Here is a 23,272-nt window from a genome sequence, read left to right on the forward strand (position 1 = left end):
GCGTGCTCACGCAACTCCTGACCGCGACCGGCGTCCTGGCACTGCTCACCCTCGTCCCCGGCCCCGACATGGCCGTCGTGACGAAGCGCGCGGTCTCCCGCGGCCGCGCCGACGGGCTCCGCACCGTCGCCGGGATCACCGCCGGGCTCCTCCTGTGGGGCGCCCTCACCGTCGCCGGCCTCGCCGCGCTGCTCGCCGCCTCGGCCGAGGTGTACCTGGCGGTGAAGCTCGCGGGCGCCGCGTACCTCTGCTTCCTCGGCGTCCAGTCCCTGCGCCGGCCCGGCGTGGAGCCGGCCGCCGTACGCGGCTCCGCGGCGGGCAGCGCCTGGCGGACGGGCCTGGTCGGCAACGCCCTCAACCCCAAGATCGCCGTCTTCTACACCGGCCTGCTGCCCGCCCTCGTGCCGTCCGGCCTCCGCCCGGCCACCGGCATGGCACTGCTCGTCCTGATCCACCTCGTCCTGACGGTGGCCTGGCTCGGCACGTACGTGTACGTCCTCTCGCGCGCCCGGCGCTTCTTCGCCCGGCCGCGCGTGCGCCGCGTCCTGGACCGGGCGACGGGCGTGGTCCTGATCGGCTTCGGCATCCGCGTGGCGACGACGCCGTGATCACCGTGGTGGCCGCAGTACTCGCGGCGTACGTACGGTCCGGGGCTCAGCCCTCGGCCAGCCGGTCCAGCTCCTCGCCGATGGCGACGCGCAGCGTGTCGTGCCGGTCCGCCAGCTCGTACCGGCTCCCCCTCCAGTACTCCTCCTGCTGGTACCGCCACACCGGCATCCGGACCATGTCGGCGGGCTCCCACTCGTAGCGCGGCCAGATGTGGGCGTGGAGGTACGGGTCGGTGTTGCCGAGGATCTCGATGTTCACCCGGCGGAAGGCGGGGTCGAGCCGGCGGCAGGCCCGTTCGACGGCCTCGGCGAGCCGGTCCATGTCGGCGAGGTACGCCGTCCTGCGCGCCCGGGGCAGGTCCGAGAGCCGGGTCACCGACGGGTCGTCGGTCAGCAGCACCGCGTACCCGGGGAGGAACTGCCGGTCGCCGATCACGGCGAATCCCTGGTCGAGGCGGCGCAGGAGGGTCGGGTTCTCGCCCCGATGCGCGCTGCCTATGCGGTCGTTGCGCCAGGCGGCGGAGTGACTGGCGTTGTGGTTCCCGTTGTTGCCGTTGGTCATCCCGGGACCCTAGTCGACCGCCTGGGGGATGCCTGCCGGGGGATGACCGCCCGCTGCGCCCCGTGGCTCTCAGGTTTCCCCTGTCATACCTGAGAGCTATCCGCAGAAGCCGCTCCCCAGCGGGACGCCGATGATGCCCCTCAATTCCTAACGTCGGAACCAGAGAAGACGCGGGGTCAGCCCCTCGTGAGTTCAGCCCCTCTGGATCGAGCGAAGGAACAGGGACCCGCCATGACCCGCCCCGCAGGACGCCTCGCAGGACGCACAGCAGGTCGCCCCGACGGCGGTCGCCCCGAAGGCGGTCGGGCCGGACGCCCCAGCGGCCGTCTGCGTCGCACCCTGCTGGCCGGCCTCGTCTCGGCGGCCGTCGTACTCCCCGTGTCCGCCGCCGCCTCTCCCGATGTCCCCGCACCCGCGCCCGTCGCCTTCGCCGAACACACCGCGCTCCCGGACCGGTACGCCGGCAACGGCGCCAACCTCGCCGAGGCGGCCCGCATGGCGCAGGACGCCGGCCGCACCGGCCGGGCCGCGAAGCTGCGCGCCATGGAGGCCGGCGGGACGGCCCGGTTCCTCACCTTCGACGGCCGCGGCAAGGGGCGGGCCGTCGAGGTGATCGGCGATCTGGAGACCGCCGACCGGGTCGCCGTCCTGGTGCCCGGTTCCGACACCACGCTGGACACCTACCAGAGGTTCCGTGCCGGCGCGGTCGCCCTGCAGCAGCGCCTCCAGGCCGAGCACCCGCACTCCGCCGTGGTCGCCTGGCTCGGGTACGACACCCCCGGCACGGTCAGCGCGACCGTCCTGACCGCGGACCGGGCGGACGCGGCGGCCGCCGAACTGGGTCCCTTCCTCGATCGCTTGGGGCGGGCCGCCGCACCCGGGGCCCGGCTGTCGCTGCTGTGCCACTCGTACGGCTCCGTGGTCTGCGCCCGGACCGGCACCGGCCCCCGGGTCACCGACATCGCCCTGTTCGGCAGTCCGGGCACGGGCGCCGGATCCGCCTCCGAACTGCCGACCGGCGCCCGGGTCTGGGCCGGGCGGGGCGGCGCCGACTGGATCGGCCATGTCCCCCATGTCCGCCTGGGCGGGATCGGCTTCGGCACCGACCCCGTCGACCCCGCCTTCGGAGCGCGGCCGTTCGACGCCGGCCCCGGCGGGCACAGCGACTACCTCAAGCCCGGCACCGCGTCCCTCGACAGCCTGACCCGCATCGCCCTGGCCAACGCCGCCCCGACCACCCCGGAGGTACCCCGTGCGTAAGCTCCGCGCCCGCTGGTCCGTCCTCGCGGACCGCATCGACGCCGGCACACCGCCCGACCGGGACCGGACCGTGGACGCGCTGCGGGCCTTCGCCATCCTCGGCGTGGTGCTGGGCCACTGGCTGGTGACCGCCCTGACCACCGCCGACGGCGGCCTGAGCACCACGAGTCCGCTGGCCCACCTGCCCTGGCTGGCGCCGGTGTCCTGGCTGTTCCAGACGCTGGCCGTGTTCTTCCTGGTCGGCGGCCACGTCGCCGCCCGCAGCCACGCCTCGGCGCGGGAGCGCGGGGTCCCGTACGGGGCGTGGGTCGGGCAGCGGCTGTCCCGGCTGTTCCGGCCGGTCGCCGCGGTGCTCGTCCTCTGGGCCGTCACGGCGGGCGGGATGCTGCTCGGCGGGGCCGAACCAGGCAGCGTCCAGACCCTGGTCAAGCTCGTCCTCTCCCCCCTCTGGTTCCTCCTCGTCTTCGCCGTGCTCACAGCCGCGACCCCGCTCGTGGCCCGCCTCAATCCACTGTGGCCGCTGGCGGTGGTGGCGGGGGTGGACGTGTGGCGGTTCGGCCTCGGCGGGCCCGAGTGGATCGGCTGGGTCAATGTGGCCGCCGGCTGGCTCGTCCCCTACACCCTGGGCGCCGCCTGGTCCCGCGGGACGTTCGCCCGGCGCGCTCCGGCCGCGCTGCTGGTGGGCGGGGGCGCGGCCGCCACCGCCGCGCTGGTGCTGTGGGGCGGGTATCCGGCGTCCATGGTCGGTGTCCCCGGGGCCCCCATATCGAACCTGAACCCGCCGACGCTGGCCGCCGTCGCGTTCGGCCTGGCCCAGTGCGGGCTGGCCCTGCTGCTCCGCGGGCCGCTGGACCGGGCCATGCGGCGGCCCCGGGCCTGGGCGAAGGTGGCCCTGCTGAACCTGTCCGCGATGACGATCTTCCTGTGGCACCAGACCGCGATGATGGCCGTCACCTCCCTGGGACTGCTGGCCCCCGCCGATCTGCCCGGACTGCACACCGTGCCCGACTCCGCGCAGTGGATAGCCGCCCGGCTGCTGTGGCTGCCGGTGTTCGCCGCCGCGCTCGGCGTCTGCTGGGCCGCGTTCCGTACGTACGAGCAGACCAGGCGGCCGAAGCGGAGCATGTCCTCCCGGACCGCCTCCCGGACGGTCACCGGCTCCGGGACCGCGGCCCGCACCCTGCGGGCGTCCGACGAGGTGATCCACCATGCCTAGGCTGGACGGCGTGAACGAGCAGAGCGAGCCCCCGGCCGTGGAAGCGAAAACGCAAGCGGACTCCGGCAGGACCACCGCGCCGCGGGCCCGGCTCCTGCGGACCCTGGCCCACGACCTGCTCACCATCGAGCGGGACCCGCTGCCGAGGATGTCCCGGCCGCGCTGGCTGGCCCGGCTGCCGCACGCGGTCGTCATCTACGCCGCGGTCTTCTTCGGATTGCTCACCGCGCAGCAGATGGGCGAGCACTACGACGACTACGGCGGCATCCCGCTGCTGGCGGGGATCCTGACCGGCGCGGCCATCGTCCTCGCGATGTTCCGACCGATCGGCGGATGGTGGCTCGGCCTGCTGGCCGCAGGAGTGGCCGCCTGGTCGATCCATGACAACGTCGGCCCCGGCCAGACCTGGCCCTGGATGCCCTCCGGGATCTTCGCGTTCGCACCCGTCCTGCTGCTGGTGGCCCTGCGGGTGCCGCCCCGGGTGACCGTCGCCGCGGTCTCCGTCCCCATCGCTCTGACCGGTCTGGCCGAGGTGCTGTTCAAACCGGAGCACAGCCAGAGCAGCGTCCTGGTCGCGCTTCTCCTCTTCGGCTTCGTCGGACTGCTCGGGTACGCCCTGCGGGCCACGCGCCTGGCCCGCGGCAAGCTCGTCGAGCAGGAGACGCTCACCGAGGAGGAGCGCGCTCAGCGCACCCTGCTGGAGGAGCGCACCCGGATCGCCCGCGAGCTGCACGACGTCGTCGCCCACCACATGTCGGTGATCTCCATCCAGGCGCAGGTCGCCCCGCACCTGGTGGAGAACCCCTCCGAGGAGCTCAAGGAGAACCTGGCCGGCATCCGGGAGAACGCCCTGGAGGCCCTGACGGAACTGCGCCGGGTGCTGGGCGTGCTGCGCTCCGAGCAGCCGGACGATCCGGCGAACCCGCACCATCCGCAGCCCACCCTCGCCGAACTGGACGGCCTCGTGGACAACGTGCGCAGCGCGGGACTGGCCGTCACCACCGAGATCGCGGGCATCCGGCGCCCGCTCGCCCCCGGCGTCGAGCTCACTGCGTACCGGATCGTGCAGGAGGCGCTGAGCAACTGTCTGCGTCATGCGCCCGGTTCGCGGGTGGAGGTCGGCATCGCGTACGGGCCGCGCGAACTGCACCTGTGCATCGCCAACAGCGCGCCGACCCGGCCGGCCCCGCCCTCGCACGGTGCCGGGCACGGGCTGCTGGGGATGCGGGAGCGGGCGGGCATGCTGGGGGGCGAACTCGCCGCCGGTCCGCGCCCCGGCGGCGGGTACGAGGTGAGCGCCGTGCTCCCCATGGATCCCGAGACGAAGATGGACGAAGAGGCAGCATGAGCACTCCGGCCGACCCGATCAGGGTGATGATCGCCGACGACCAGATGATGGTCCGGCAGGGCTTCACCGTCCTCCTCAACGCCCAGCCCGACATCGAGGTCGTCGGCCAGGCCGTGGACGGCGCCGACGCGGTGGCGAAGGTCGGCGAACTCGGCCCGGACGTGGTCCTGATGGACATCCGCATGCCCGGGATGGGCGGCATCGAGGCCACCTCCGTCATCACGGCCGCCCCGGACGCCACCGTCAAGGTGCTGGTGCTGACCACCTTCGACCTCGACGAGTACGTGTACGAGGCGCTGCGCGCCGGGGCTTCCGGGTTCCTCCTGAAGGACGCGTCGGCCGACCAGCTCGCGGAGGCGGTCCGGGTGGTGGCGGCCGGCGAGGCGCTGCTCTCGCCGAACATCACCAAGCGGCTGATCACGGAGTTCTCCCGGATGGGGGCGCCGCGGGCGCCCTCGAAGGCGAGGATCGACGAGCTGACCGAGCGGGAGACCGAGGTGCTGTCACTGATCGCCCAGGGCCTGTCCAACGCGGAGATCGCCGGGCACCTGGTCGTGGCCGAGCAGACCGTGAAGACCCATGTGGGGCGGATCCTGGTGAAGCTGGGCCTGCGGGACCGCACCCAGGCCGCGGTGTTCGCGTACGAGACGGGTCTGGTCCGTCCGGCGGGGTACTGAGGAGTCCGGGTAGTACCTGAGAGGGAGGCCGGGATATCCCCTTCAGCGGCGACGCGGACGAGGGGGCGGCCGACCTACGGTGTGTGTATGACCGAGACGACCTCCCGGGCGACCCCCCGGACACCCGAGTTCCGGATGGCTTCCGGCCTGCTCCAGAGCCTGCGCCAGGATCTGATCACGGACGCCTTCGCGTACCGGCCGCTGTCGCCGATGCGCACCGACGGGCCGGTGACGCGGCGGCTGCCGGAGCGGATACGGCCGTCGTTGGCCCATCTGCCGCATGCGGTCGTGGGTTTCCTGGCGTTCTTCGTGGTGATGCTCACGTCCACCGGCACCGGCGAGTTCGTCGCACCGAGCAGCTCGCTCGTGATGGGGCTGATCGCAGCCACGCCGGTGCTGATGACCCTGGTGCGGCCCGTGGGGGCGTTCTGGGCGGCCGGGGCCGCCACCGGGGTGCTCGCGGTGGTCGGCTCCAACAACGACGTGTGGCCCTGGTCGCCGGGTGCCTTCGCCTCCTACTTCGTCACGGTGACCATCGCGGCGATGCGGACCAGGCCCCGGGCCGCCGGCTGGATGTGGGTGATCACTCTGGGGATCGGGATCGCGATACCGGTGGTGCTCGGCCGGGGGGAGCCCGTCGAGATCATGCCCATGGCCTTCCTCCTGGCGGTCTCCCTGCTGGTGGTCACGGTCCGCAACATCCGCCGGGAGGCGGAGCAGGAGGTCAGCGCGCAGCAGGAGGTGACGGCCGTCGAGCGGGACCGGCGGACGCTGCTGGAGGAGCGGACGACGATCGCGCGGGAGCTGCACGACGTGGTGGCCCACCACATGTCGGTGGTGGCGATCCAGGCGGAGGCCGCGCCGTACCGGGTGAAGAATCCGCCGCCGGAGCTGGAGGCGGCGTTCGTCACCATCCGGGAGAACGCGGTGGCGGCGCTGACGGAACTGCGCCGGGTGCTGGGTGTGGTGCGCTCCGCGGACTACGAGGCGCCGGACGCCCCGCAGCCGACGCTGGCCTCGCTGGACGGGCTGCTGGCCAATGTGCGCGAGGCCGGGCTGAGCGTGGAGAAGACGGTCACGGGTGCGGTGCGGGAGCTGCCGCCGGGCGTCGAGCTGTCGGCGTACCGCATCATCCAGGAGGCACTGAGCAACACCCTGCGCCATGCGCCGGGGGCAGCCGCCTCGGTCGAGGTCTCGTACGTGCTGGGCGGGCTGGGCATACGGGTCGTCAATGCGGCGGCGACCGGGGACGTGCGGCCCTCTCCGGGCGCCGGGCACGGGCTCACGGGGATGCAGGAGCGGGTGGCCATGCTGGAGGGGGAGATGACGGCCGGGGAGACCGCGGCGGGCGGGTACGAGGTGGCGGTGTTCATACCGGTGCGCGGACGGCAGGACGGGGTGCAGGAGTCGGTGCAGGAATCGGGGAAGTCGGCATGACGATCAGGGTTCTGATCGTCGACGACCAGATGATGGTCCGGGAGGGCTTCTCCGTCCTGCTGAACGCGATGGACGGCATCGAGGTGGTCGGCGAGGCGGTGGACGGCCGCGAGGCCATCGCCCAGGTGGCGGCGCTGCGGCCCGACGTGGTGCTGATGGACATCCGGATGCCGGTGATGAACGGGCTGGAGGCGACACGGGAGATCGTCGCCTCGGACACGGACGCGAAGGTGCTGGTCCTGACGACCTTCGACCTCGACGAGTACGTGTACCAGGCCCTGCGGGCCGGGGCCTCCGGGTTCCTGCTCAAGGACGCCTCGGCCCGGCAGCTGGCCGACGGGGTGCGGGTGGTGGCGTCCGGTGAGGCGCTGCTGGCGCCCACCGTCACCAAGCGGCTGATCCTGGAGTTCTCGAAGCTCTCGACCCCGCCGAAGCTCGCGGATCCGGCGGGGGTCGGGGAGCTGACGGAGCGGGAGACGGAGGTGCTGGTGCTGATCGCGCAGGGGCTGTCCAACGCGGAGATAGCGGACCGGCTCATCGTCGCGGAGTCCACGATCAAGACGCACGTGAGCCGGATCCTGGTGAAACTGGGCCTGCGCGACCGCACCCAGGCCGCGGTCTTCGCCTACGAGACCCGTCTGGTGACTCCGGCCTGAGCCGGATGACGACGAGTCACACCTCGTGCGGGGACAGCCCTTAGGCTGCGGGGATGGGCTTTGATCCGTGGGACGCCGCATTCGTCGCCGATCCGTACCCCGCCTACCGGGAGCTGCGCGAGCAGGGCCGTGCCCTGTGGTTCGAGCCCACCGGGCAGTGGCTGGTGCCGCACCACGCCGATGTGAGCGCGCTGCTGCGCGACCGCCGGCTGGGCCGGACCTACCTGCACCGGTTCTCGCACGAGGAGTTCGGGCGCGAGGCCCCGCCCCCGTCGCACGAGCCCTTCCACGTCCTCAACGGGAACGGCCTGTTGGACCTGGAGGATCCCGCGCACGCACGCGTGCGGCGGCTGGTGTCCAAGGCGTTCACGCCGCGGACCGTGGAGCAGCTCGCCCCTGCCGTGGACCGGCTCGCCCGGGAGCTGGTCGGGCAGCTCCTCGCCGACGGGGGCGGGGACCTGCTCACCGTCGTGGCCGAGCCCCTGCCCGTGGCGGTGATCGCCGAGCTGCTCGGGGTACCCGAGGCGGACCGGGCGCTGCTGCGGCCGTGGTCGGCGGACATCTGCGGGATGTACGAGCTCCGGCCGGACGAGGAGACCGCGCAGCGGGCGGTACGGGCGAGCGTGGAGTTCAGCGCCTATCTGCGCGAGCTGATCGCGGAGCGGCGCAAGGAGCCCGGCGAGGATTTGATCTCCGGTCTGATCGCCGCCCACGATGAGGAGGGCAGGCTCAGCGAGCAGGAGATGATCTCCACCTGCGTGCTCCTGCTGAATGCCGGCCACGAGGCCACCGTGAACACCACGGTCAACGGCTGGTGGACCCTTTTCCGGCACCCCGAGCAGCGCGCCTCGCTCGATTCCGAAAAGTTGTCCACAGCTGTGGATGAACTGATGCGCTACGACACTCCCCTGCAGATGTTCGAGCGCTGGGTGCTGGACGACATCCGGATCGGCGACACGGTCGTCCCGCGCGGAGCCGAGGTCGCGCTGCTCTTCGGGTCCGCGAACCGGGATCCCGCTCGGTTCGACGACCCCGACGCCCTGGACCTCGTACGGGCCGACAATCCGCATCTGAGCTTCGGGGCCGGGATCCACTACTGCCTGGGCGCTCCGCTCGCGCGGCGCGAGCTGACCGCCTCGTTCGGAGCCCTGCTGGCAGACGGCGTCCCGCCCCTGAAGCTCGTACGGGAGCCCCGGTGGCGGGACGGCTACGTCATCCGCGGTCTGGAAGAACTCCTCGTGGAGTTCTGAGGAGCCCTAGGCGGCCAGGTCGCGGCGGCGCAGTGCCGTCAGGCCGGCCGTCAGCAGGGCCGCCGCCAGCGCGGTCAGCACCAGCAACGGGGCCCAGGCCAGGGCCTCCGCGCCCGGCAGCTTGGGCAGGTGGGCGAACGGCGAGAGGTTCAGGACGGCCTGCGGAAGGTTCAGCGCCGGGCCGATCCAGCCCAGCGTCAGCGCGCTCCCGGCCACCGCCCAAGCGGCCACCGCGTACTTCGGGGCGGCGCCGTGCAGGAGGGCCGCGAGGGCGCCGATCACCCACACCGCCGGGAGTTGGGCGATCGTCGCGCCCACCGCCGCACCGACGCCCCGGCCGTGCCCGATGCCGAGCCCCAGCCCCGCCAGCAGCAGGATCAGCGCCGAGCCGCCGAAGGCCACGGCCAGGTGGCCGCCGGCCCACCGCAGCCGGCCGACCGCGTTCGCGAGCAGCGGTTCGGCGCGTTGCCCCGACTCCTCACCGCTCAGCCGCAGCACCGCCGAGACGATGTACAGGGCGGCGACCATGCCGAGCATCCCGGCCATCGTCGCGAGGAAGGCATCGGCGACACCGCTCTGCCCGCCCATCCGCTCGATGATCTCGCGGGTCCGTTCGTTGTCGCCGACCAGCTGCGTCGCCCCGTCCGTCATCCCGCCGAAGACCACCCCCGCCAGCAGGAACCCGAGGCTCCAGCCGATCAGGCTGCCCCGCTGGAGCCGCCACGCCAGCGCCCCCGCGCTGCCCAGCCGGCCCTCCGCTGGGCCCGGCCGGGCCGGCAGGAAGCTCATGCCGAGGTCACGGCGGCCGGCCAGCGCGTACGCCGCCGCCACCTGCACCGCCACGGCTGCCGCGAACAGGCCGAGCACCCACCAGCGTTCGGTTGCGAAGGCCCGTACGTGCTCCAGCCAGCCCAGCGGCGACACCCAGGTCAGCGCGCTCGAACCCGCGGCGCTCCCCGCGTCCCCGGCGGCGCGCAGTACGAACGCCGCGCCGATCAGTGCGCCCGTGAGCCCCTTCGCGAGCCGCGCACTCTCGGTGAACTGCGCGGCGATGGCGGCCAGGGCCGCGAACAGCATCCCGGTCGCGCCGATGCCCAGCCCGAGCGCGAGCGCACCACCCGCACCGCGCCCGGCGAGTCCGCCCGTCACCAGGAGCGCGGCCAGCGCGTTGGCCGTCAGGGCCGCCAGCAGCGCGGCAGTCAGCGGCGCCCGGCGCCCCACCATCGCGGCGGAGAGCAGCTCCTGACGACCCGTCTCCTCCTCCTCGCGGGTGTGCCGGACCACGACGACAAGACTCATGATCCCGGCGAGCACCCCGGCGAAGATCCCGCCGCGCCATGCGGTCAGGGCGCCGATCGAGTCGCCGAAGACCGGCCCGTACAGGGCGCGCAGCGAGCCGTTGGTGTTCATCGTGCCGAGCAGGCGGGCCCGTTCGGCGGCCGTCCCGTACACCGACTCGAGCGAGGCGGGCAGGCTGAGCACCGTCATCGCCACGACCATGATCCAGACCGGCATCATCACGCGGTCGCGGCGGAGCGCGAGCCTCAGCAGCGTCCCGGTGCCGGCCAGTTGGTTCTTCATCGCGACACGCCCGCCTTCGCGTTCCCGTTCCGGTCCCCGGTCACGTCCCCGGTCACGTTCACGTCGTCCGCGTCGTCCGCGTAGTGCCGCAGGAAGAGCTCCTCGAGCGTGGGCGGCGTCGAGGTCAGCGACCGCACACCGGACTCGGTGAGCGAGCGCAGTACGGCGTCCAGCTTGTCCGTGTCGGCCTGGAAGCGGACCTTCAGCCCCTGCACCTCCACGTCGTACACGCCCGGCAGGTGCGCGATGCCGTTCGGCGGGCCGGCGAGCTCGGCGCTGATCGACGTACGGGTCAGGTGCCGCAGATCGGCCAGCGTGCCGGTCTCCACCGTGCGGCCCTTGCGGATGATGCTGACCCGGTCGCAGAGGGTCTCGACCTCGCTGAGGATGTGCGAGCTGAGCAGGACGGTCCGGCCGGCGGCGCGCGCCTCGGCGACACAGCCCTGGAAGACCTCCTCCATCAGCGGGTCCAGCCCGGAGGTGGGCTCGTCGAGGATGAGCAGCTCGGCCTCGGAGGCGAAGGCGGCGACGAGCGCGACCTTCTGCCGGTTGCCCTTGGAGTACGTGCGCCCCTTCTTGGTGGGGTCCAGCTCGAACCGCTCGATCAGCTCGGCGCGCCGGGCCCGGTCCAGGCCCCCGCGGAGCCGCCCGTAGAGGTCGATGACCTCGCCGCCGGAGAGGTTGCGCCACAGGGTGACGTCGCCGGGGACGTAGGCGATGCGGCGGTGCAGTTCCACGGCGTCGGCCCAGGGGTCGCCGCCGAGCAGCTCGGCGGTTCCGGAGTCGGCGCGCAGCAGGCCCAGCAGGACCCGGATGGTGGTGGACTTCCCGGCGCCGTTGGGGCCGAGGAAGCCGTGGACCTCGCCGGTGGCGACGGAGAGGTCGAGTCCGTCCAGTGCGTGGGTGCGGCCGAACGCCTTGTGCAGTCCGGCGACGCTGATTGCCTTCGTCATGATTCCGAACGTACGCTACTTTCACAAACTTGTGAAGCTCGGAAAACGTATAAAGTCGAGAAGGTGGCGGACGACATGGATGTACAGGCGCAGGCGCAGGCGCAGGACGTACGGAGCGAGGAAGCGGTCTCCCGCTTCGTGGAGCGGTTCGCCGCGCAGCTCACCGAGGCGGGGATGCAGCGGATGGCCTCACGGGTCTTCGCCCAGCTGCTCGCGAGCGACAGCGGGGCGATGACGTCGGCGGAGCTGAGCGAGGCGCTGCAGATCAGTCCGGCGGCGGTGTCGGGGGCGGTGGCGTACCTGACGCAGGTGACCATGGTCAGCCGGGAGCGGGAGCCGGGCTCACGGCGGGACCGGTACGTGCTGCACAACGAGCTCTGGTACGAGACGTTCACCCGGCGGGACCAGGTGCTGACCCTCTTCGAGAAGACGCTGCGCGATGGTGTCGCCGGACTCGGCGCGGACAGCCCGGCGGGGGTGCGGATGGCGGAGACCGCGGAGTTCTTCGAGTTCCTGCAGGGTGAGATGGCCGGGATGATGGACCGCTGGCGGGCCCACCGGGCCACCCCGAACCTCCCGTAGCCCGCCGCGCGGGGCCCCGTACCCCCGCGCGGCGAACGCCGGCGGGGCTGGACGTGCCCGGCGGGCAGGGCCCGCCAGAGGTCAGCGGGTCAGCAGGTCAGCGGGCAGCAGGTCAGCGGGGAACCGTCAGGGACCAGGCCGCCGGACGGAGTGTCCAGGTGCGGCGGCGGACCGGGCCCGCCACCAGTGCGTCCGCCCGGTAGCGGAAGTCGGAACCCGACACCGTCACCGAACCCGCCCTCGCCCGCAGCGAAGGCCCGCCGGCCACCCGGACCGTCACCTCCGCCACGCCGTCGGCCGACACCGGCACCACCCGGAGGTCCTCCACCACCCGGTCCACGTCCACCAGGACCCGCCCGTCCACCTCCACCCGCAGCCGGTGGCCCGCCGGAGCCCCCGACGGGACCAGCGTCCGCACCAGCGAGCGGTACGCACTCCAGACGGACGGCCTCGCTACCGCCCGGACGGGTGGAATCCGCAGATCCCCCAGCACCACCCCGTCGCTGTCGTCCACCAGCAGGTCGCGCGTACGGACGGACCCGTCCAGCACCGACCGTGCCGCCGCCACCGCCGACAGCGGCACGCCCAGGGACCGGGCCAGCCCCAGCGAGCCCGCGGGCCCGACCGGGACCAGCGACAGAGCGCCCTCGCCCAGCCCCCGCTCCCGGTACAGCAGCCCCACGGCCCGTACCAGCGCCCGGTCGTCGCCCACGATCACCGGCTGCCGATGACCCCGGCGGGCAAGTGCCCGCGCAAACTCCTCCTGCGAGTCCGGGAGGCAGATTTTCGCTGCCGCGCCCGCTGACAGAACATCCTTCGCGATCCGCACGGACTCGCCGTCAAGACGGCGGGCGACCGGGTCGACGAGCACGAGCAGGCCGCCTACCGGCGCGCCCGCATGGCTCATGGTGGGCTCTGGAGCCGACACCTCGGTCCTTCCTCGGGTAGCATCTTTGTGCAAGAGGCCCTTGCGCTATTGCGCCAGGGCCTTCGTCTATTCCGGGGCACCGGTCCGACGGCTCAGCCTGCGGTGTACATCGTCGTACACCCCCTGACCTTGGACATGCCCCATCCGGAAGAGGTGTACGCCTGTGCCCGCTCTTGTGCTGCTCGGAGCTCAGTGGGGTGACGAGGGCAAGGGAAAGGCCACCGACCTGCTCGGTGGATCCGTTGATTATGTAGTGCGCTACCAGGGCGGCAACAACGCCGGCCACACGGTCGTCGTAGGCGACCAGAAGTACGCGCTGCACCTTCTCCCTTCCGGCATCCTCTCCCCCGGATGCACCCCTGTCATCGGCAACGGCGTCGTCGTCGACCCGGCCGTCCTGCTCTCCGAGCTGCGCGGCCTGAACGAGCGCGGCATCGACACCTCCAAGCTGCTGATCAGCGGTAACGCGCACCTGATCACGCCGTACAACGTCACCCTCGACAAGGTCGGCGAGCGCTTCCTCGGCAAGCGCAAGATCGGTACGACCGGCCGCGGCATCGGCCCGACGTACGCGGACAAGATCAACCGCATCGGCATCCGCGTCCAGGACCTGTACGACGAGTCGATCCTCATCCAGAAGGTCGAAGCGGCGCTCGAGGGCAAGAACCAGCTCCTCGCGAAGCTCTACAACCGCCGCGCCATCGAGGCCGCCGCGATCGTGGAGGAGATGCTCCAGTACGCGGAGCAGATCAAGCCGTACGTCGCCGACACCACGCTGATCCTCAACAACGCGCTCGACGAGGACAAGGTCGTGCTGTTCGAGGGCGGCCAGGGCACCCTGCTCGACGTCGACCACGGCACGTACCCCTTCGTCACGTCCTCGAACCCGACCGCCGGCGGCGCCTGCACCGGCACCGGCGTGGGCCCGACGAAGATCAGCCGCGTCATCGGCATCCTCAAGGCCTACACGACCCGCGTCGGCGCCGGCCCGTTCCCGACCGAGCTGTTCGACCAGGACGGCGAGGACCTGCGCCGCATCGGCGGCGAGCGCGGCGTGACCACCGGCCGCGACCGCCGCTGCGGCTGGTTCGACGCGCCGATCGCCCGTTACGCCACCCGCGTGAACGGCCTGACGGACTTCTTCCTCACCAAGCTGGACGTGCTGACCGGCTGGGAGCAGATCCCGGTCTGCGTCGCGTACGAGATCGACGGCAAGCGCGTCGAGGAGCTCCCGTACTCGCAGACGGACTTCCACCACGCGAAGCCGATCTACGAAAACCTCCCCGGCTGGTCCGAGGACATCACCAAGGCCAAGACGTTCTCGGACCTCCCGAAGAACGCCCAGGCGTACGTGAAGGCCCTCGAGGAGATGTCGGGCGCCCCGATCTCCGCGATCGGCGTCGGCCCCGGCCGTACCGAGACGATCGAGATCAACTCGTTCCTGTAACAGGACCGCTAGCAGGACCGCGGAGGGGCGGTGGGCCGTGTGGCGCACCGCCCCTCCGGCGCGTCCGCCGCCGAAAGGCCGCGGGAGCCCCCGGCCGGTAAACTGGTGCCATCAGGCCCGCGCTGTTCAGCCGCGGGAGCGCACCGCTCGGTCGGACCTCCGCGAGGGTGCGAGTACTTCTCCCTCATAAGGCATGCGCACCACGTCGCGCCGGTAGCGGGCAACTCCCTTAGCTGGCACAGGAGTTTGCCATGAGCAACGTCCTGCCCCGGGCGGCGGCCCTTGCTGCCGCTGCCCTCCTGGCAACCACCGGCGTTTTGGTGGGCGCCACCCAGTCATCGGCTCTGCCGATGGCCCCCCCGACCTGCCGTGTGGCCGACCTCGAGCTGGCCGTCGGCGGGCCGGAACGCGCCGGAGGGGCGATCGACTACCCCATCCTGTTCACCAACACCACGGGCCACAACTGCGCGTTGCGCGGATACCCGGGCGTCAGCGTCACGGATGCCCGGCACCGCCAGATCGGCACCTCCGCGATCCGCACCGGCGAGCCGATCAGCACGGTGCTCGTCGCCCCCGACGAAACCGTGACCGCCGTCATGCGCACCAACAGCCGGTCCGTGGCGCCGAACTGCCGGCCAAAGTCGGCCTACGTCAAGGTCTACCCGCCGAACAGCGGCGTGGCCGAGGAGATCTCCTACCCCCTGCGGGTGTGCGGGATGTTCGAGATCAGCCCGGTCCAAGCCGGGGAATGAGCGCCGACAGTGGGTGTGCCGAAGGGGCGGTGGGGGACGCACCGCCCCTTCGGCACACCTGCTAGACGGTCTGGTACCAGCCGAGCAGGTCGAAGACCAGGTCGATGTCCTGCCAGCCCTGGTTCCAGAAGTCGACCATGCCCCCCTTGCCCCCGGAGGTCTGCACCAGGTTCGAGACCGTCGCGCCCGCCGTCCAGTTCAGGGACGAGGAGACGGGCCGCTGCGGTGTGACGGCGGTCCCCTTCAGGTAGTCGGGCCACGTATTCGGGTCGGCGGCGACCGAAAGGAAGCCCGTCCCGGTGGTGTTGGTGACCGTGGTGTTCAGCACCCAGCCGTCGATGTCCGAGTTCGTCGTATCGCCGTCGAGCCGCACGGGGAGGTGGGTGCGGGCCGGGATCGGCCCGGCCTTCCGGCCGCCCCAGCTGTCCTTGCGCGTGTCCATGATCCGGTACGGCCCCCCGATGGACACGAGGGCGGACCTGCTGTCGGTGCTGTAGTAGCCGACGACGTCGGCCACCACGTCGGCCCGGTCCCAGCTGCCGTTGCGGACGGTGATCCTCCCGTCGGGGCCGATCGGCACGATCACCGAGTTGGCGACCGTCTGACCGGCGGTGAAGTTCAGGCTCGATGTGGCCGGCGCCGCCTGCCCGCCCGGGTACGCGGTCAGGTGCCCTGCCGCCCGGGGGTTGGTGGCCGTCAGGTTGAGCGCCACGGCGGTGGCGCCCTTCGGTACGCCCCCGCGCCCGGCGATGTCGACCCCGAAGGTGCCGTAGCCGGGGACCTGGCCCTTCGCCGTACCGAGACCCTCGCGGGTGTCGACGGCGCGGACCGGGTCCAGCGTGGTGTAGCCGCCGGCGGCCGACGCCGTGAAGTAGCCGGTGACGTCCGCGAGCAGGTCGACCGACTCCCAGCCGCCGTTGATCAGGTGCACGGAGCCGTCCTCGCCGACCGGCACGATGACCTGGTTCGCAACCGTCTGCCCCGCGACGTAGTTCAGGTTCGACCCCTCGTCGAAGCCGTAGTCGCGGGGCTGGGCCACGACGTAGCCGGATCCCGTGGCGTTGGTGGCGGTGACGTTGAGGACCACTGCGCGGACCCCGGCGGGGACCTTCGCGGCGCCCCCGACCTTCAAGACCACCGAGCCCCGCCCCGCGACCTTGGCCTGCGCGGCGCCGAGGCCCGCGCGGGTGTCCAGCAGCCGGGTGGGCGCGTGCGGGGTGTACTCGCTGCCCGAGGTGACGAAGTCGAGCCGGTTCACGGCCTGGACGCCGTTCGTGGTGTCCTTCACCGTGACCGTGACGGCGTACGCGCCGACCTTGGCGTACTTGTGCTCGGTGTTCCGCCAGTCGGAGCCCGAGCTGGAGGCGGTGAGCCGGTCCGTGGTCCCGTCGCCCCAGGCGATGGTGATGTCGAGTTCGGCGGGCTCGCCCGTGACGAGGGTCCGCAGGTCGATCGAGTGCGCGGTGGGCGCGGTGGCTTCCAGGTCGATCGCGAGGTAGGCGTCACGCGACGCGTCCTGGGCCCGCGCAGTGCCCGACCCGGCCCCGGATCCGGGCAGCGGTGTGCGGACCGTACGGCCGGCAGGGCTGGAGAAGGTCTTGCCCCCGGGCAGCGTCCCGCCCTTGCCCGGGTTCGCACCGGGCCTCGCGGCCGCCCCGTGGGCGGCGGGCGCGACGGGACCCGCCGCATGAGCCGCCGCCGTGGGAACGAGAACAACACCGGCGGCCACGAGGGCAGCGGAAGCTACGAGTCGGCGATTGCGCACCGGCCCCCCATTTTTCTGTGAAGAGTGTCGAGTCGAAGTGGCTGCGGGCTACTTGGACTCGTAGTACCCGAAGAGGTCCACGATGAGGTCCACGTTGTGGTCGCTCTGGTTCCAGAAGTCGACGATGCCGTGGTCACCGGCGCTCGCCTGAACCAGGTTGGGGACCGTCTTGTACGCCGTCCAGTTCAGCGTGGAGGACACGGGGCGCTCCGGCCGGCCCTGGGTGCCCTTGATGTAGTCGTCCCAGGTGTTCGGGTCCGGGGCAACGGACAGGAAGCCCGCGCTGATCGCGTTGGTGACGGTCGCGTTCAGCACGTAGCCCTCGACGCCCTGCTCCTCGGGGCTGATGAACATGTGCAGGTAGCCGCGGGCGGGCGCCGGGCCGCCGTAGCCGCTCTGGCGCGTGTCGAGCCACCGGGAGGGGCTGATCGGCAGGAACGCCGACTTGCTGTCGGGGCTGTAGTAGCCGACGACGTCGACGACGACGTCGGCGCCCTTCCAGCTGCCGTTGCGGATGCTGATCTTGCCGTCCGCACCGACCGGCACGATCACCGAGTTGGCGATGGTCTGACCGGCGCCGAAGTTCACGCTGGACGTGGCCGGAGCCGCCTGCCCGCTCGGGAACACGGTCAGGTGGCCGGCCGCCTGCGGGTCGGTCACGGTCACGTTCAGCGCGACGGCGGTGACCCCCTTCGGGACGGATCCGCGCTCGGCGATCTGGACCCCGAAGGACCCGTAGCCCGGGACCTGGCCCTTCGAGGTGCCGAGACCCTCACGGGTGTCGACGAACCGGGAAGGTGCCAGCGAGGTGTAACCGCTGGACGACGTACGGGTGAAGTACCCGGTCACGTCCGCGATCAGGTCCACCGGCGCCCAGCCGCCGTTGACCAGCTCCACGTACCCGTCGTTGCCGACCTGCACGATCACCTGGTTCGGAACCGACTGGCCGGCTTCGTAGTTGAGGTTCGAGGTGTTCGGCTGCTTGTACCCGCTGCCGGGGAACACCGTGACGTGACCGGCTTCGGTGGTGTCGGTGACGGTGACGTTGAGGACCACGGCAGTGACGTTGGCCGGGATCTGGGCGTTGCCGGCGATCTTCACGCGGACAGTGCCCTTCCCGGGGACCTTGGCCTTCGCCGTGCCGGTGCCGTCCCGGGTGTCCAGCAGCCGGGTCGGGGCGTGCGGGGTGAAGTCGGATCCCGGCGTGCGGATCGAGAGCTGGTTCTCCGCCTGGACGTTGTTTGCGGCGTCGCTCACGGTGACCGTGATCGTGTAGTCGCCGGTCTTCTTGTAGACGTGGGAGTTCGTCAGAACGGTGCTGCCGGAGGCCTGCGCCGAGTCCGTGGTCCCGTCACCCCAGGCGATGGTGACGGAGAGCGGGGTGGCGGCGCTGGTGATGGTGGTCTTGAGCTCGAGCCCGCGCGCGGTGTGGCTCACGGCGCCGAGGCCGATCTTCAGGTCCGGGTTGCCCGCGGCGGCCTGCGCCGGAGCCTGTGTCTGCGGAGCCGCGGCCGCCTTCCCCTGGGCGGCGGGCAGCGCATTGCGGACCGTACGGCCGGCCGGGCTGTCGAAGGTCTGGACGTTGGCCGCCTTGGCCTTGGCCAGGTCCGACTGCGGAGCGGACGCCGCGCGGGCGGCGGGCGCGACCGGGTCGGCCGCGTGGGCCGTTCCGGATACGAGGCCTACACCCGCCGCCACGAGGGCAGCGGAAAACATGAGACGGCGACGGAGCACCGTTCCCCCCTAGGTCTGGTGCGAACCTTGAACAGGTTCGAAATCCTGCTCAGCGTACAGACCCGTCAGTGGCTTGATCCACCGGGTTCCCGCCCCGTGCCGAGCAGGGCGTCGATGCCGTCCTTGATCTGCCCGATCGGTACGTCCCGCGCCGTGAGGTGCTCGAACAGGCTCGGCACGAACGGGGCGAGCAGCAGGTGCGCCAGCACCGCCGCATCCACCTGCGGGCGCGTCTGGCGCACCAGCATCGCGACGTGCGTGTGCATGGTCAGGTACGCACCGCTGCCGTACCGGGCGCCCGGCGACGCGGCCTCCGCCACGGCCATCACCGCACGCTGTTCGACGAGCCGTTCGGCCAGGGTGTGCAGGAAGGCGCGCAGCCGGACGGCGGGCGGCGCGTCGGGGCCGAGCGGGGCCGGCCCGCTCATGAAGGCCTCCTGGAAGCGCCGCTCGTCATCGTCGAGCAGCGCGAACAGCAGGCTGCTCACGTCGCCGAAGCGGCGGTAGACCGTCCCGACCCCCATGCCCGCGGCATGGGCGACGGCGTTCATGGTCACGGCGTCCGGCCCCTGCTCGGCGACCAGCCGCGCCGCCGCGTCCAGGATCTTCCGCCTGTTCCTGGCGGCGTCCGCGCGCTCGGGCGGGGCCTGCCCCGTGACCGGGAGTTCGATGCGGCTCATACCCAGAGGCTACCGGACACCCCTTGCCAAACGGATGACTATCCGCTTTACTCTCACCCATCGAACCGGATAGCAATCCACTTATAGATGGGGTCCTCACCATGAGCGCCAAGGTCGCGGTCGTCTACTACTCCTCCACCGGAAACGTCCACGAGCTCGCGAAGGCCGTGGCCGAAGGCGCCGAGAAGGCGGGCGCCGAGGTCCGCCTGCGCCGGGTGCCCGAGCTCGCCCCCGACGCGGCCATCGACTCCAACCCGGCCTGGCGCAAGCACGTCGAGGACACCGAGGACGTCGAGGTCGCCACCCTGGACGACCTCGTGTGGGCCAACGCGTACGCGATCGGCTCGCCGACCCGGTACGGCAACATCGCGGGCCAGCTGAAGCAGTTCCTCGACACCACGGGCGGCCTCTGGCAGCAGGGTGCTCTCGCCGACAAGCCGGCCACCGGCTTCACCAGCGCGCACAATGCGCACGGCGGCAACGAGTCCACGCTGCTCGCCCTCTACAACACCTTCCACCACTGGGGCTCGGTCATCGTCGCCCCCGGCTTCACCAACCCGGCGATCTTCAGCGCCGGCGGCAACCCGTACGGCACCTCGCACCCGGCCAGCAGCGGCGCCGTCAGCGAGGAGACCCTGACCGCGGCCCGCTACCAGGGCGAGCGCCTGGCGAAGTTCGCCACCCGCCTGGCGGCCACGGCCGACCTCGCCTGACACCGAGTGCGGTACGCAGGACATCGCCCGGCAACGGGGAGGGGCCCGTCCGATCTGCCGATCGGACGGGCCCCTCAGTGCTGTTCCGGGCGCCTGCGCGCCCGGGGGATCACCTGGTCTGATAGACGCCGTAGACGTCGACGATGAGGTCGGCGTCCTGCCAGCCCTGGTTCCAGAAGTGGATCACGCCGTGCTCACCGTCGCTCGCCTGTGCCAGGTTCGCGACGGTCTTGCCCGCGGTCCAGTTCAGGTTGGAGGACACCGGACGCGGCGGGACGGGTGCGCCGGGCTGATCGTTCACCAACCACGGGAACGGGCTCGGGGCCACCGAGAGGAACCCCGCGTCCGTCGTGTTGGTGACGGTCGTGTTCATGACGTAGGCCTCGTCGCCCGCCGGGTCGTCGATGACCGCGAACCCCTTCGCGATGTACCCGCGGGCCGGGAACTTCCCGCCCGGGTACCAGTCGCCGGGCACACGGGTGTCGAGGTACCGGTAGTTGCCCGTCGGCGAATAGGCCGCCTTGCCGTCCTTGCTGTAGTAGCCCACGACGTCGACCACCACGTCGGCGGGGGACCACGAGCCGTTGAACACGTTGATCGACCCGTCCGGGCCGACCGGCACGATCACCGAGTTGGCCACCGTCTCACCGGCCGCGAAGTTCAGGCTGGACGCGGTCGGGACCGTGCCGCCGCCCGGGTACAGGGAGAGGTGACCGGCGTCCTTGGGGTTGGTCGCCGTCACGTTGAGCGCCACCGCCGTGACCCCCTTGGGAACCCCCTTCACGCCGCCGATCTGCGTGCCGAAGGACTTGCGGCCGGCGAGCTGGCCCTTGGGCGTACCGAGCCCGTCGCGGGTGTCGACGAACCGCGTCGGGGCCATCGTGGTGTAGCCGCTGGCCGGGGTGTGGGTGAAGTAGCCCGTGATGTCGACGACCAGGTCCACCGGGCCCCATCCGCCATTGAAGAGGTCGACGTAGCCGTCGGCGCCGACCATCACGATGACCTGGTTCGAGACGGACTGGCCGGCCGCGTAGTTGAGGTTCGACGTCTTGGGGATCCCGGTGTCGTCCCCCGCCCACACCGTGATGTGGCCTGGCTCTGCCGTGTTCGTGACCGTGACGTTGAGGGCGACCGCCTCCACGCCGGTGGGCACGCCGGAACCGCCGGCGGGAATACCGCCGATGCCGGTCACCTTCACGCGGGTCTTGCCGCGACCGGCGACCTTGCCCGCCGTCGTGCCGGTGCCGTTGCGGGTGTCCAGCAGCCGGGTCGGGGCGTACGGGTTGAACTCGGTGCCCTGCGTGAGGTGCATGAGCTCGTTGACGGCCTGGACCCCGTTCGCGGCGTCGATCACCGTCACCTTCACCCGGTACTCGCCGACCTCGGTGTACGTGTGCGCGTCCCACCGGTCGCCGGAACCCTTGGTGGTCACCTTGTCCGTCTTGCCGTCGCCCCAGTCGACGGTCACGTCGAGCGGCACGTCCGCGCTCGTGATCGTGGACTTGATCTCAAGGCCGAGCGCGGTGTGGGTGGATCCGGAGATGTCCAGGGCCAGCTGCGGGTTGCCGGCAGCGGACTGCGCCTGCGCGGCGGCAGCCTTGTTCCCCCCTGCGGGCAGCGTCGTGCGGACGGTACGGTCGGCAGGGCTGTGATACGTCTTCAGTGCCGTCTTCCCGGGTTCCGCCCGGACGGGCGCGGCGGTCGCGGACGGGCCGTCCGCCGCCGAGGCCATGCCCGGGATGAGCCCAAGACCCGCCGCCATCAGGGCAGCGGACATTACGAGTCGGCGATTGCGCACCGGCCCCCCATTTTTTCGTTTTTGAACGCGATCAGAGCGAAACGCGATCAGCGTACACAGCGATCCGGACATCGCTCCTGGGGGGGGTTCCGGCCAGGCCCGCGAACCTCCGGTTACGTAGCCGCCCAGCCGGCGAAGTCGGCCCAGGCCGTGGGGGCCACGACCAGGGTCGGGCCGGCGGGGTTCTTGGAGTCCCGCACGTGCACGGCGTGCGGGCACGTGGCCACCTCGACGCAGTCCCCGCCACCGCCGTCGCTGTAGCTCGACTTGTGCCAGTTGTAGGCGACCTCTACGCAGTCCCCGCCACCACCGTCGCTGTAACTGGACTTGAACCACTGCAGGGTGTTGGTGCTCATTTGCGTTCTCCTGCCAACCGCTGGATGAGTTCCAGAGATTCATCGGGGCTCAGCGCCTGTGAGCGGATCTTCGCATAGCGCTGCGCCAGTTGGGACACCTTTGCCGGGTTGCTGATGAGGAGCCCCTCGTCGTTGATTTCCATGTAGACGACGTGATGGTGATCCCCGGTTTCCACCACTTTCATCGGGCCGCGCTCGCCCGCATGGGAGCCTTTCAAGCCTCGATGCTTGGACAGGACCTGCACCGATACGTTGTCGCGCTGGGCATCCTCCGCAAGCGAACGAAGCTGCCCTCGTTGGACGTCCCAGCTCCCGTATGGACGCTCGAGAACCCCTTCTTCGACGATCAGTTCGACCATCGCCATCGGGTTGCGGTCGAACAGCGCCTTACGCGCCATCCGGGCCTCGACGAGCTCTTCCGCCCGGGCGTCCGACACCGGCGGATAGCTGCCCTTGAATACCGCCCGGGCGTACGACTCCGTCTGGAAGAGGCCGTCCATCACCATCGTCTGGTACGAGGAGAGCATGAGGGCCTCGGCTTCCACCTGTGAGAACTTCCGGAAGCGGACCGGGTACTTCTCCATCAGGACGTACTTCCGCGCGCTCTCGAAGAAGCCGCGTCGGTCACCGATCGCCACCTCCAGGCCCACCAGCATGTTGTCGCTCACCGGCTGTGCGCCCGTTTCCATGGCGCTGATCGCCGAGCCGGTGTAGCCGATCATCTCCCCCACCGCCACCTGCGTCAGCTTCTTCTCCAGCCGGAGGATGCGGGCGATCTCGGCGACGTACGACGTCGTCGGTCGCTCATCGTCCCTTTCCCTGTCGTTGTTGGCGTCAGCCCTCGGCATTGCGAACACCCCCGAAATCAAACGGTCTCAAACGGTCTCCACGACACACCGCACCCACCCCAGACTTCTTATCCATCAAGTCCGAGACGTAGAAAACGGTAGACCTGAGCCCTCACGCTTG

The 23,272-nt window shown here is 71.3% G+C and carries 22 protein-coding genes; 12 read left to right on the top strand and 10 right to left on the bottom strand.

Annotated features, from left to right (window positions below; translation table 11 throughout):
- Positions 1–2 precede the first annotated feature (2 nt).
- Positions 3–608: a LysE family translocator gene (locus ACZ5WG_RS08705; RefSeq protein ID WP_468721690.1), complete on the top strand. Its 606-nt coding sequence runs from the start codon at positions 3–5 to the stop codon at positions 606–608.
- Between the two features lie 46 nt (positions 609–654).
- Here ACZ5WG_RS08705 and ACZ5WG_RS08710 read toward each other — a convergent pair whose 3' ends face one another.
- Positions 655–1,170, bottom strand: a complete 516-nt coding sequence (locus ACZ5WG_RS08710; RefSeq protein ID WP_468721691.1) for an HIT family protein — start codon at positions 1,168–1,170, stop codon at positions 655–657.
- Between the two features lie 231 nt (positions 1,171–1,401).
- Here ACZ5WG_RS08710 and ACZ5WG_RS08715 point away from each other — a divergent pair, with 231 nt between their 5' ends.
- From ACZ5WG_RS08715 to ACZ5WG_RS08745, 7 genes are all read left to right on the top strand, one after another.
- Positions 1,402–2,430: an alpha/beta hydrolase gene (locus ACZ5WG_RS08715; RefSeq protein ID WP_468721693.1), complete on the top strand. Its 1,029-nt coding sequence runs from the start codon at positions 1,402–1,404 to the stop codon at positions 2,428–2,430.
- Complete coding sequence (locus ACZ5WG_RS08720) at positions 2,423–3,646, top strand: acyltransferase family protein (RefSeq protein WP_468721694.1); 1,224 nt, start codon at positions 2,423–2,425, stop codon at positions 3,644–3,646. Before ACZ5WG_RS08715 ends, ACZ5WG_RS08720 begins: the two co-directional genes overlap by 8 nt.
- A 10-nt stretch (positions 3,647–3,656) precedes the next feature.
- Entirely contained in the window at positions 3,657–4,994 is a 1,338-nt protein-coding gene (locus ACZ5WG_RS08725; protein WP_468721695.1) for a sensor histidine kinase, read from the top strand.
- Positions 4,991–5,671: a response regulator gene (locus ACZ5WG_RS08730; protein ID WP_468721696.1), complete on the top strand. Its 681-nt coding sequence runs from the start codon at positions 4,991–4,993 to the stop codon at positions 5,669–5,671. Before ACZ5WG_RS08725 ends, ACZ5WG_RS08730 begins: the two co-directional genes overlap by 4 nt.
- Positions 5,672–5,758: 87 nt before the next feature.
- A complete protein-coding gene (locus tag ACZ5WG_RS08735; RefSeq protein ID WP_468721697.1) occupies positions 5,759–7,108 on the top strand; it encodes a sensor histidine kinase in 1,350 nt (449 codons plus the stop codon).
- Positions 7,105–7,764 carry a response regulator gene (locus tag ACZ5WG_RS08740; RefSeq protein ID WP_468721699.1) on the top strand — a complete coding sequence of 220 codons (660 nt, stop codon included), beginning with the start codon at positions 7,105–7,107 and terminating at the stop codon, positions 7,762–7,764. Before ACZ5WG_RS08735 ends, ACZ5WG_RS08740 begins: the two co-directional genes overlap by 4 nt.
- 53 nt (positions 7,765–7,817) lie before the next feature.
- The gene (locus ACZ5WG_RS08745) at positions 7,818–9,014 is read left to right on the top strand and encodes a cytochrome P450 (RefSeq protein ID WP_468721701.1); all 1,197 of its coding nucleotides are present in this window, start codon (positions 7,818–7,820) and stop codon (positions 9,012–9,014) included.
- 6 nt (positions 9,015–9,020) lie between these two features.
- On the opposite strand, the gene ACZ5WG_RS08750 is transcribed toward ACZ5WG_RS08745, so the two are convergent.
- Positions 9,021–10,595, bottom strand: coding sequence for an ABC transporter permease (locus ACZ5WG_RS08750; RefSeq protein WP_468721702.1), 1,575 nt, complete (start codon positions 10,593–10,595; stop codon positions 9,021–9,023).
- The gene (locus ACZ5WG_RS08755; RefSeq protein WP_468721703.1) at positions 10,592–11,548 is read right to left on the bottom strand and encodes an ABC transporter ATP-binding protein; all 957 of its coding nucleotides are present in this window, start codon (positions 11,546–11,548) and stop codon (positions 10,592–10,594) included. The genes ACZ5WG_RS08750 and ACZ5WG_RS08755 overlap by 4 nt, the downstream gene beginning before the upstream one ends.
- 75 nt (positions 11,549–11,623) lie before the next feature.
- On the opposite strand from ACZ5WG_RS08755, the gene ACZ5WG_RS08760 reads away from it, so the two are divergent.
- Positions 11,624–12,130 carry a GbsR/MarR family transcriptional regulator gene (locus ACZ5WG_RS08760; RefSeq protein WP_468721705.1) on the top strand — a complete coding sequence of 169 codons (507 nt, stop codon included), beginning with the start codon at positions 11,624–11,626 and terminating at the stop codon, positions 12,128–12,130.
- 112 nt (positions 12,131–12,242) lie between these two features.
- Here the strand turns inward: ACZ5WG_RS08760 and ACZ5WG_RS08765 are convergent, their stop codons facing one another.
- Complete coding sequence (locus ACZ5WG_RS08765) at positions 12,243–13,037, bottom strand: diacylglycerol kinase family protein (RefSeq protein ID WP_468722267.1); 795 nt, start codon at positions 13,035–13,037, stop codon at positions 12,243–12,245.
- A gap of 184 nt (positions 13,038–13,221) precedes the next feature.
- Between ACZ5WG_RS08765 and ACZ5WG_RS08770 the strand changes: the two genes are divergently transcribed.
- Both ACZ5WG_RS08770 and ACZ5WG_RS08775 read left to right on the top strand, forming a co-directional pair.
- Positions 13,222–14,505 carry an adenylosuccinate synthase gene (locus ACZ5WG_RS08770; protein WP_385181876.1) on the top strand — a complete coding sequence of 428 codons (1,284 nt, stop codon included), beginning with the start codon at positions 13,222–13,224 and terminating at the stop codon, positions 14,503–14,505.
- A gap of 251 nt (positions 14,506–14,756) precedes the next feature.
- Positions 14,757–15,257, top strand: coding sequence for a DUF4232 domain-containing protein (locus tag ACZ5WG_RS08775; RefSeq protein ID WP_468721707.1), 501 nt, complete (start codon positions 14,757–14,759; stop codon positions 15,255–15,257).
- Between the two features lie 61 nt (positions 15,258–15,318).
- On the opposite strand, the gene ACZ5WG_RS08780 is transcribed toward ACZ5WG_RS08775, so the two are convergent.
- The 3 genes from ACZ5WG_RS08780 to ACZ5WG_RS08790 all read right to left on the bottom strand — a co-directional run bounded on the left by ACZ5WG_RS08780 (position 15,319) and on the right by ACZ5WG_RS08790 (position 19,436).
- A complete protein-coding gene (locus ACZ5WG_RS08780; RefSeq protein ID WP_468721708.1) occupies positions 15,319–16,986 on the bottom strand; it encodes a PKD domain-containing protein in 1,668 nt (555 codons plus the stop codon).
- Positions 16,987–17,070: 84 nt separating this feature from the next.
- Positions 17,071–18,720: a PKD domain-containing protein gene (locus tag ACZ5WG_RS08785; RefSeq protein ID WP_468721710.1), complete on the bottom strand. Its 1,650-nt coding sequence runs from the start codon at positions 18,718–18,720 to the stop codon at positions 17,071–17,073.
- Between the two features lie 101 nt (positions 18,721–18,821).
- Positions 18,822–19,436: a TetR/AcrR family transcriptional regulator gene (locus ACZ5WG_RS08790; protein WP_468721711.1), complete on the bottom strand. Its 615-nt coding sequence runs from the start codon at positions 19,434–19,436 to the stop codon at positions 18,822–18,824.
- A 101-nt stretch (positions 19,437–19,537) separates the two neighbouring features.
- Here ACZ5WG_RS08790 and wrbA point away from each other — a divergent pair, with 101 nt between their 5' ends.
- Positions 19,538–20,149, top strand: a complete 612-nt coding sequence (wrbA, locus tag ACZ5WG_RS08795; RefSeq protein WP_468721712.1) for an NAD(P)H:quinone oxidoreductase — start codon at positions 19,538–19,540, stop codon at positions 20,147–20,149.
- Between the two features lie 109 nt (positions 20,150–20,258).
- Here wrbA and ACZ5WG_RS08800 read toward each other — a convergent pair whose 3' ends face one another.
- From ACZ5WG_RS08800 to ACZ5WG_RS08810, 3 genes are all read right to left on the bottom strand, one after another.
- Positions 20,259–21,911, bottom strand: a complete 1,653-nt coding sequence (locus tag ACZ5WG_RS08800) for a PKD domain-containing protein (RefSeq protein WP_468721713.1) — start codon at positions 21,909–21,911, stop codon at positions 20,259–20,261.
- Between the two features lie 149 nt (positions 21,912–22,060).
- A complete protein-coding gene (locus tag ACZ5WG_RS08805; protein WP_468721715.1) occupies positions 22,061–22,303 on the bottom strand; it encodes a DUF397 domain-containing protein in 243 nt (80 codons plus the stop codon).
- The gene (locus tag ACZ5WG_RS08810) at positions 22,300–23,151 is read right to left on the bottom strand and encodes a helix-turn-helix domain-containing protein (RefSeq protein WP_468722269.1); all 852 of its coding nucleotides are present in this window, start codon (positions 23,149–23,151) and stop codon (positions 22,300–22,302) included. Before ACZ5WG_RS08810 ends, ACZ5WG_RS08805 begins: the two co-directional genes overlap by 4 nt.
- Positions 23,152–23,272: the final 121 nt, after the last annotated feature.

Source organism: Streptomyces sp. NPDC032745 (assembly GCF_055579465.1).

Bases quoted from the DNA above. Each gene is read 5' to 3' on its own strand.
- ACZ5WG_RS08755 (WP_468721703.1), bottom strand. From the start codon at position 11,548: ATGACGAAGGCAATCAGCGTCGCCGGACTGCACAAGGCGTTCGGCCGC.
- wrbA (WP_468721712.1), top strand. From the start codon at position 19,538: ATGAGCGCCAAGGTCGCGGTCGTCTACTACTCCTCCACCGGAAACGTC.
- ACZ5WG_RS08740 (WP_468721699.1), top strand. From the start codon at position 7,105: ATGACGATCAGGGTTCTGATCGTCGACGACCAGATGATGGTCCGGGAG.
- ACZ5WG_RS08775 (WP_468721707.1), top strand. From the start codon at position 14,757: ATGAGCAACGTCCTGCCCCGGGCGGCGGCCCTTGCTGCCGCTGCCCTC.
- ACZ5WG_RS08745 (WP_468721701.1), top strand. From the start codon at position 7,818: ATGGGCTTTGATCCGTGGGACGCCGCATTCGTCGCCGATCCGTACCCC.
- ACZ5WG_RS08715 (WP_468721693.1), top strand. From the start codon at position 1,402: ATGACCCGCCCCGCAGGACGCCTCGCAGGACGCACAGCAGGTCGCCCC.
- ACZ5WG_RS08790 (WP_468721711.1), bottom strand. From the start codon at position 19,436: ATGAGCCGCATCGAACTCCCGGTCACGGGGCAGGCCCCGCCCGAGCGC.
- ACZ5WG_RS08760 (WP_468721705.1), top strand. From the start codon at position 11,624: ATGGATGTACAGGCGCAGGCGCAGGCGCAGGACGTACGGAGCGAGGAA.
- ACZ5WG_RS08810 (WP_468722269.1), bottom strand. From the start codon at position 23,151: ATGCCGAGGGCTGACGCCAACAACGACAGGGAAAGGGACGATGAGCGA.
- ACZ5WG_RS08730 (WP_468721696.1), top strand. From the start codon at position 4,991: ATGAGCACTCCGGCCGACCCGATCAGGGTGATGATCGCCGACGACCAG.
- ACZ5WG_RS08800 (WP_468721713.1), bottom strand. From the start codon at position 21,911: ATGGCGGCGGGTCTTGGGCTCATCCCGGGCATGGCCTCGGCGGCGGAC.
- ACZ5WG_RS08735 (WP_468721697.1), top strand. From the start codon at position 5,759: ATGACCGAGACGACCTCCCGGGCGACCCCCCGGACACCCGAGTTCCGG.
- ACZ5WG_RS08710 (WP_468721691.1), bottom strand. From the start codon at position 1,170: ATGACCAACGGCAACAACGGGAACCACAACGCCAGTCACTCCGCCGCC.
- ACZ5WG_RS08750 (WP_468721702.1), bottom strand. From the start codon at position 10,595: ATGAAGAACCAACTGGCCGGCACCGGGACGCTGCTGAGGCTCGCGCTC.
- ACZ5WG_RS08805 (WP_468721715.1), bottom strand. From the start codon at position 22,303: ATGAGCACCAACACCCTGCAGTGGTTCAAGTCCAGTTACAGCGACGGT.
- ACZ5WG_RS08765 (WP_468722267.1), bottom strand. From the start codon at position 13,037: ATGAGCCATGCGGGCGCGCCGGTAGGCGGCCTGCTCGTGCTCGTCGAC.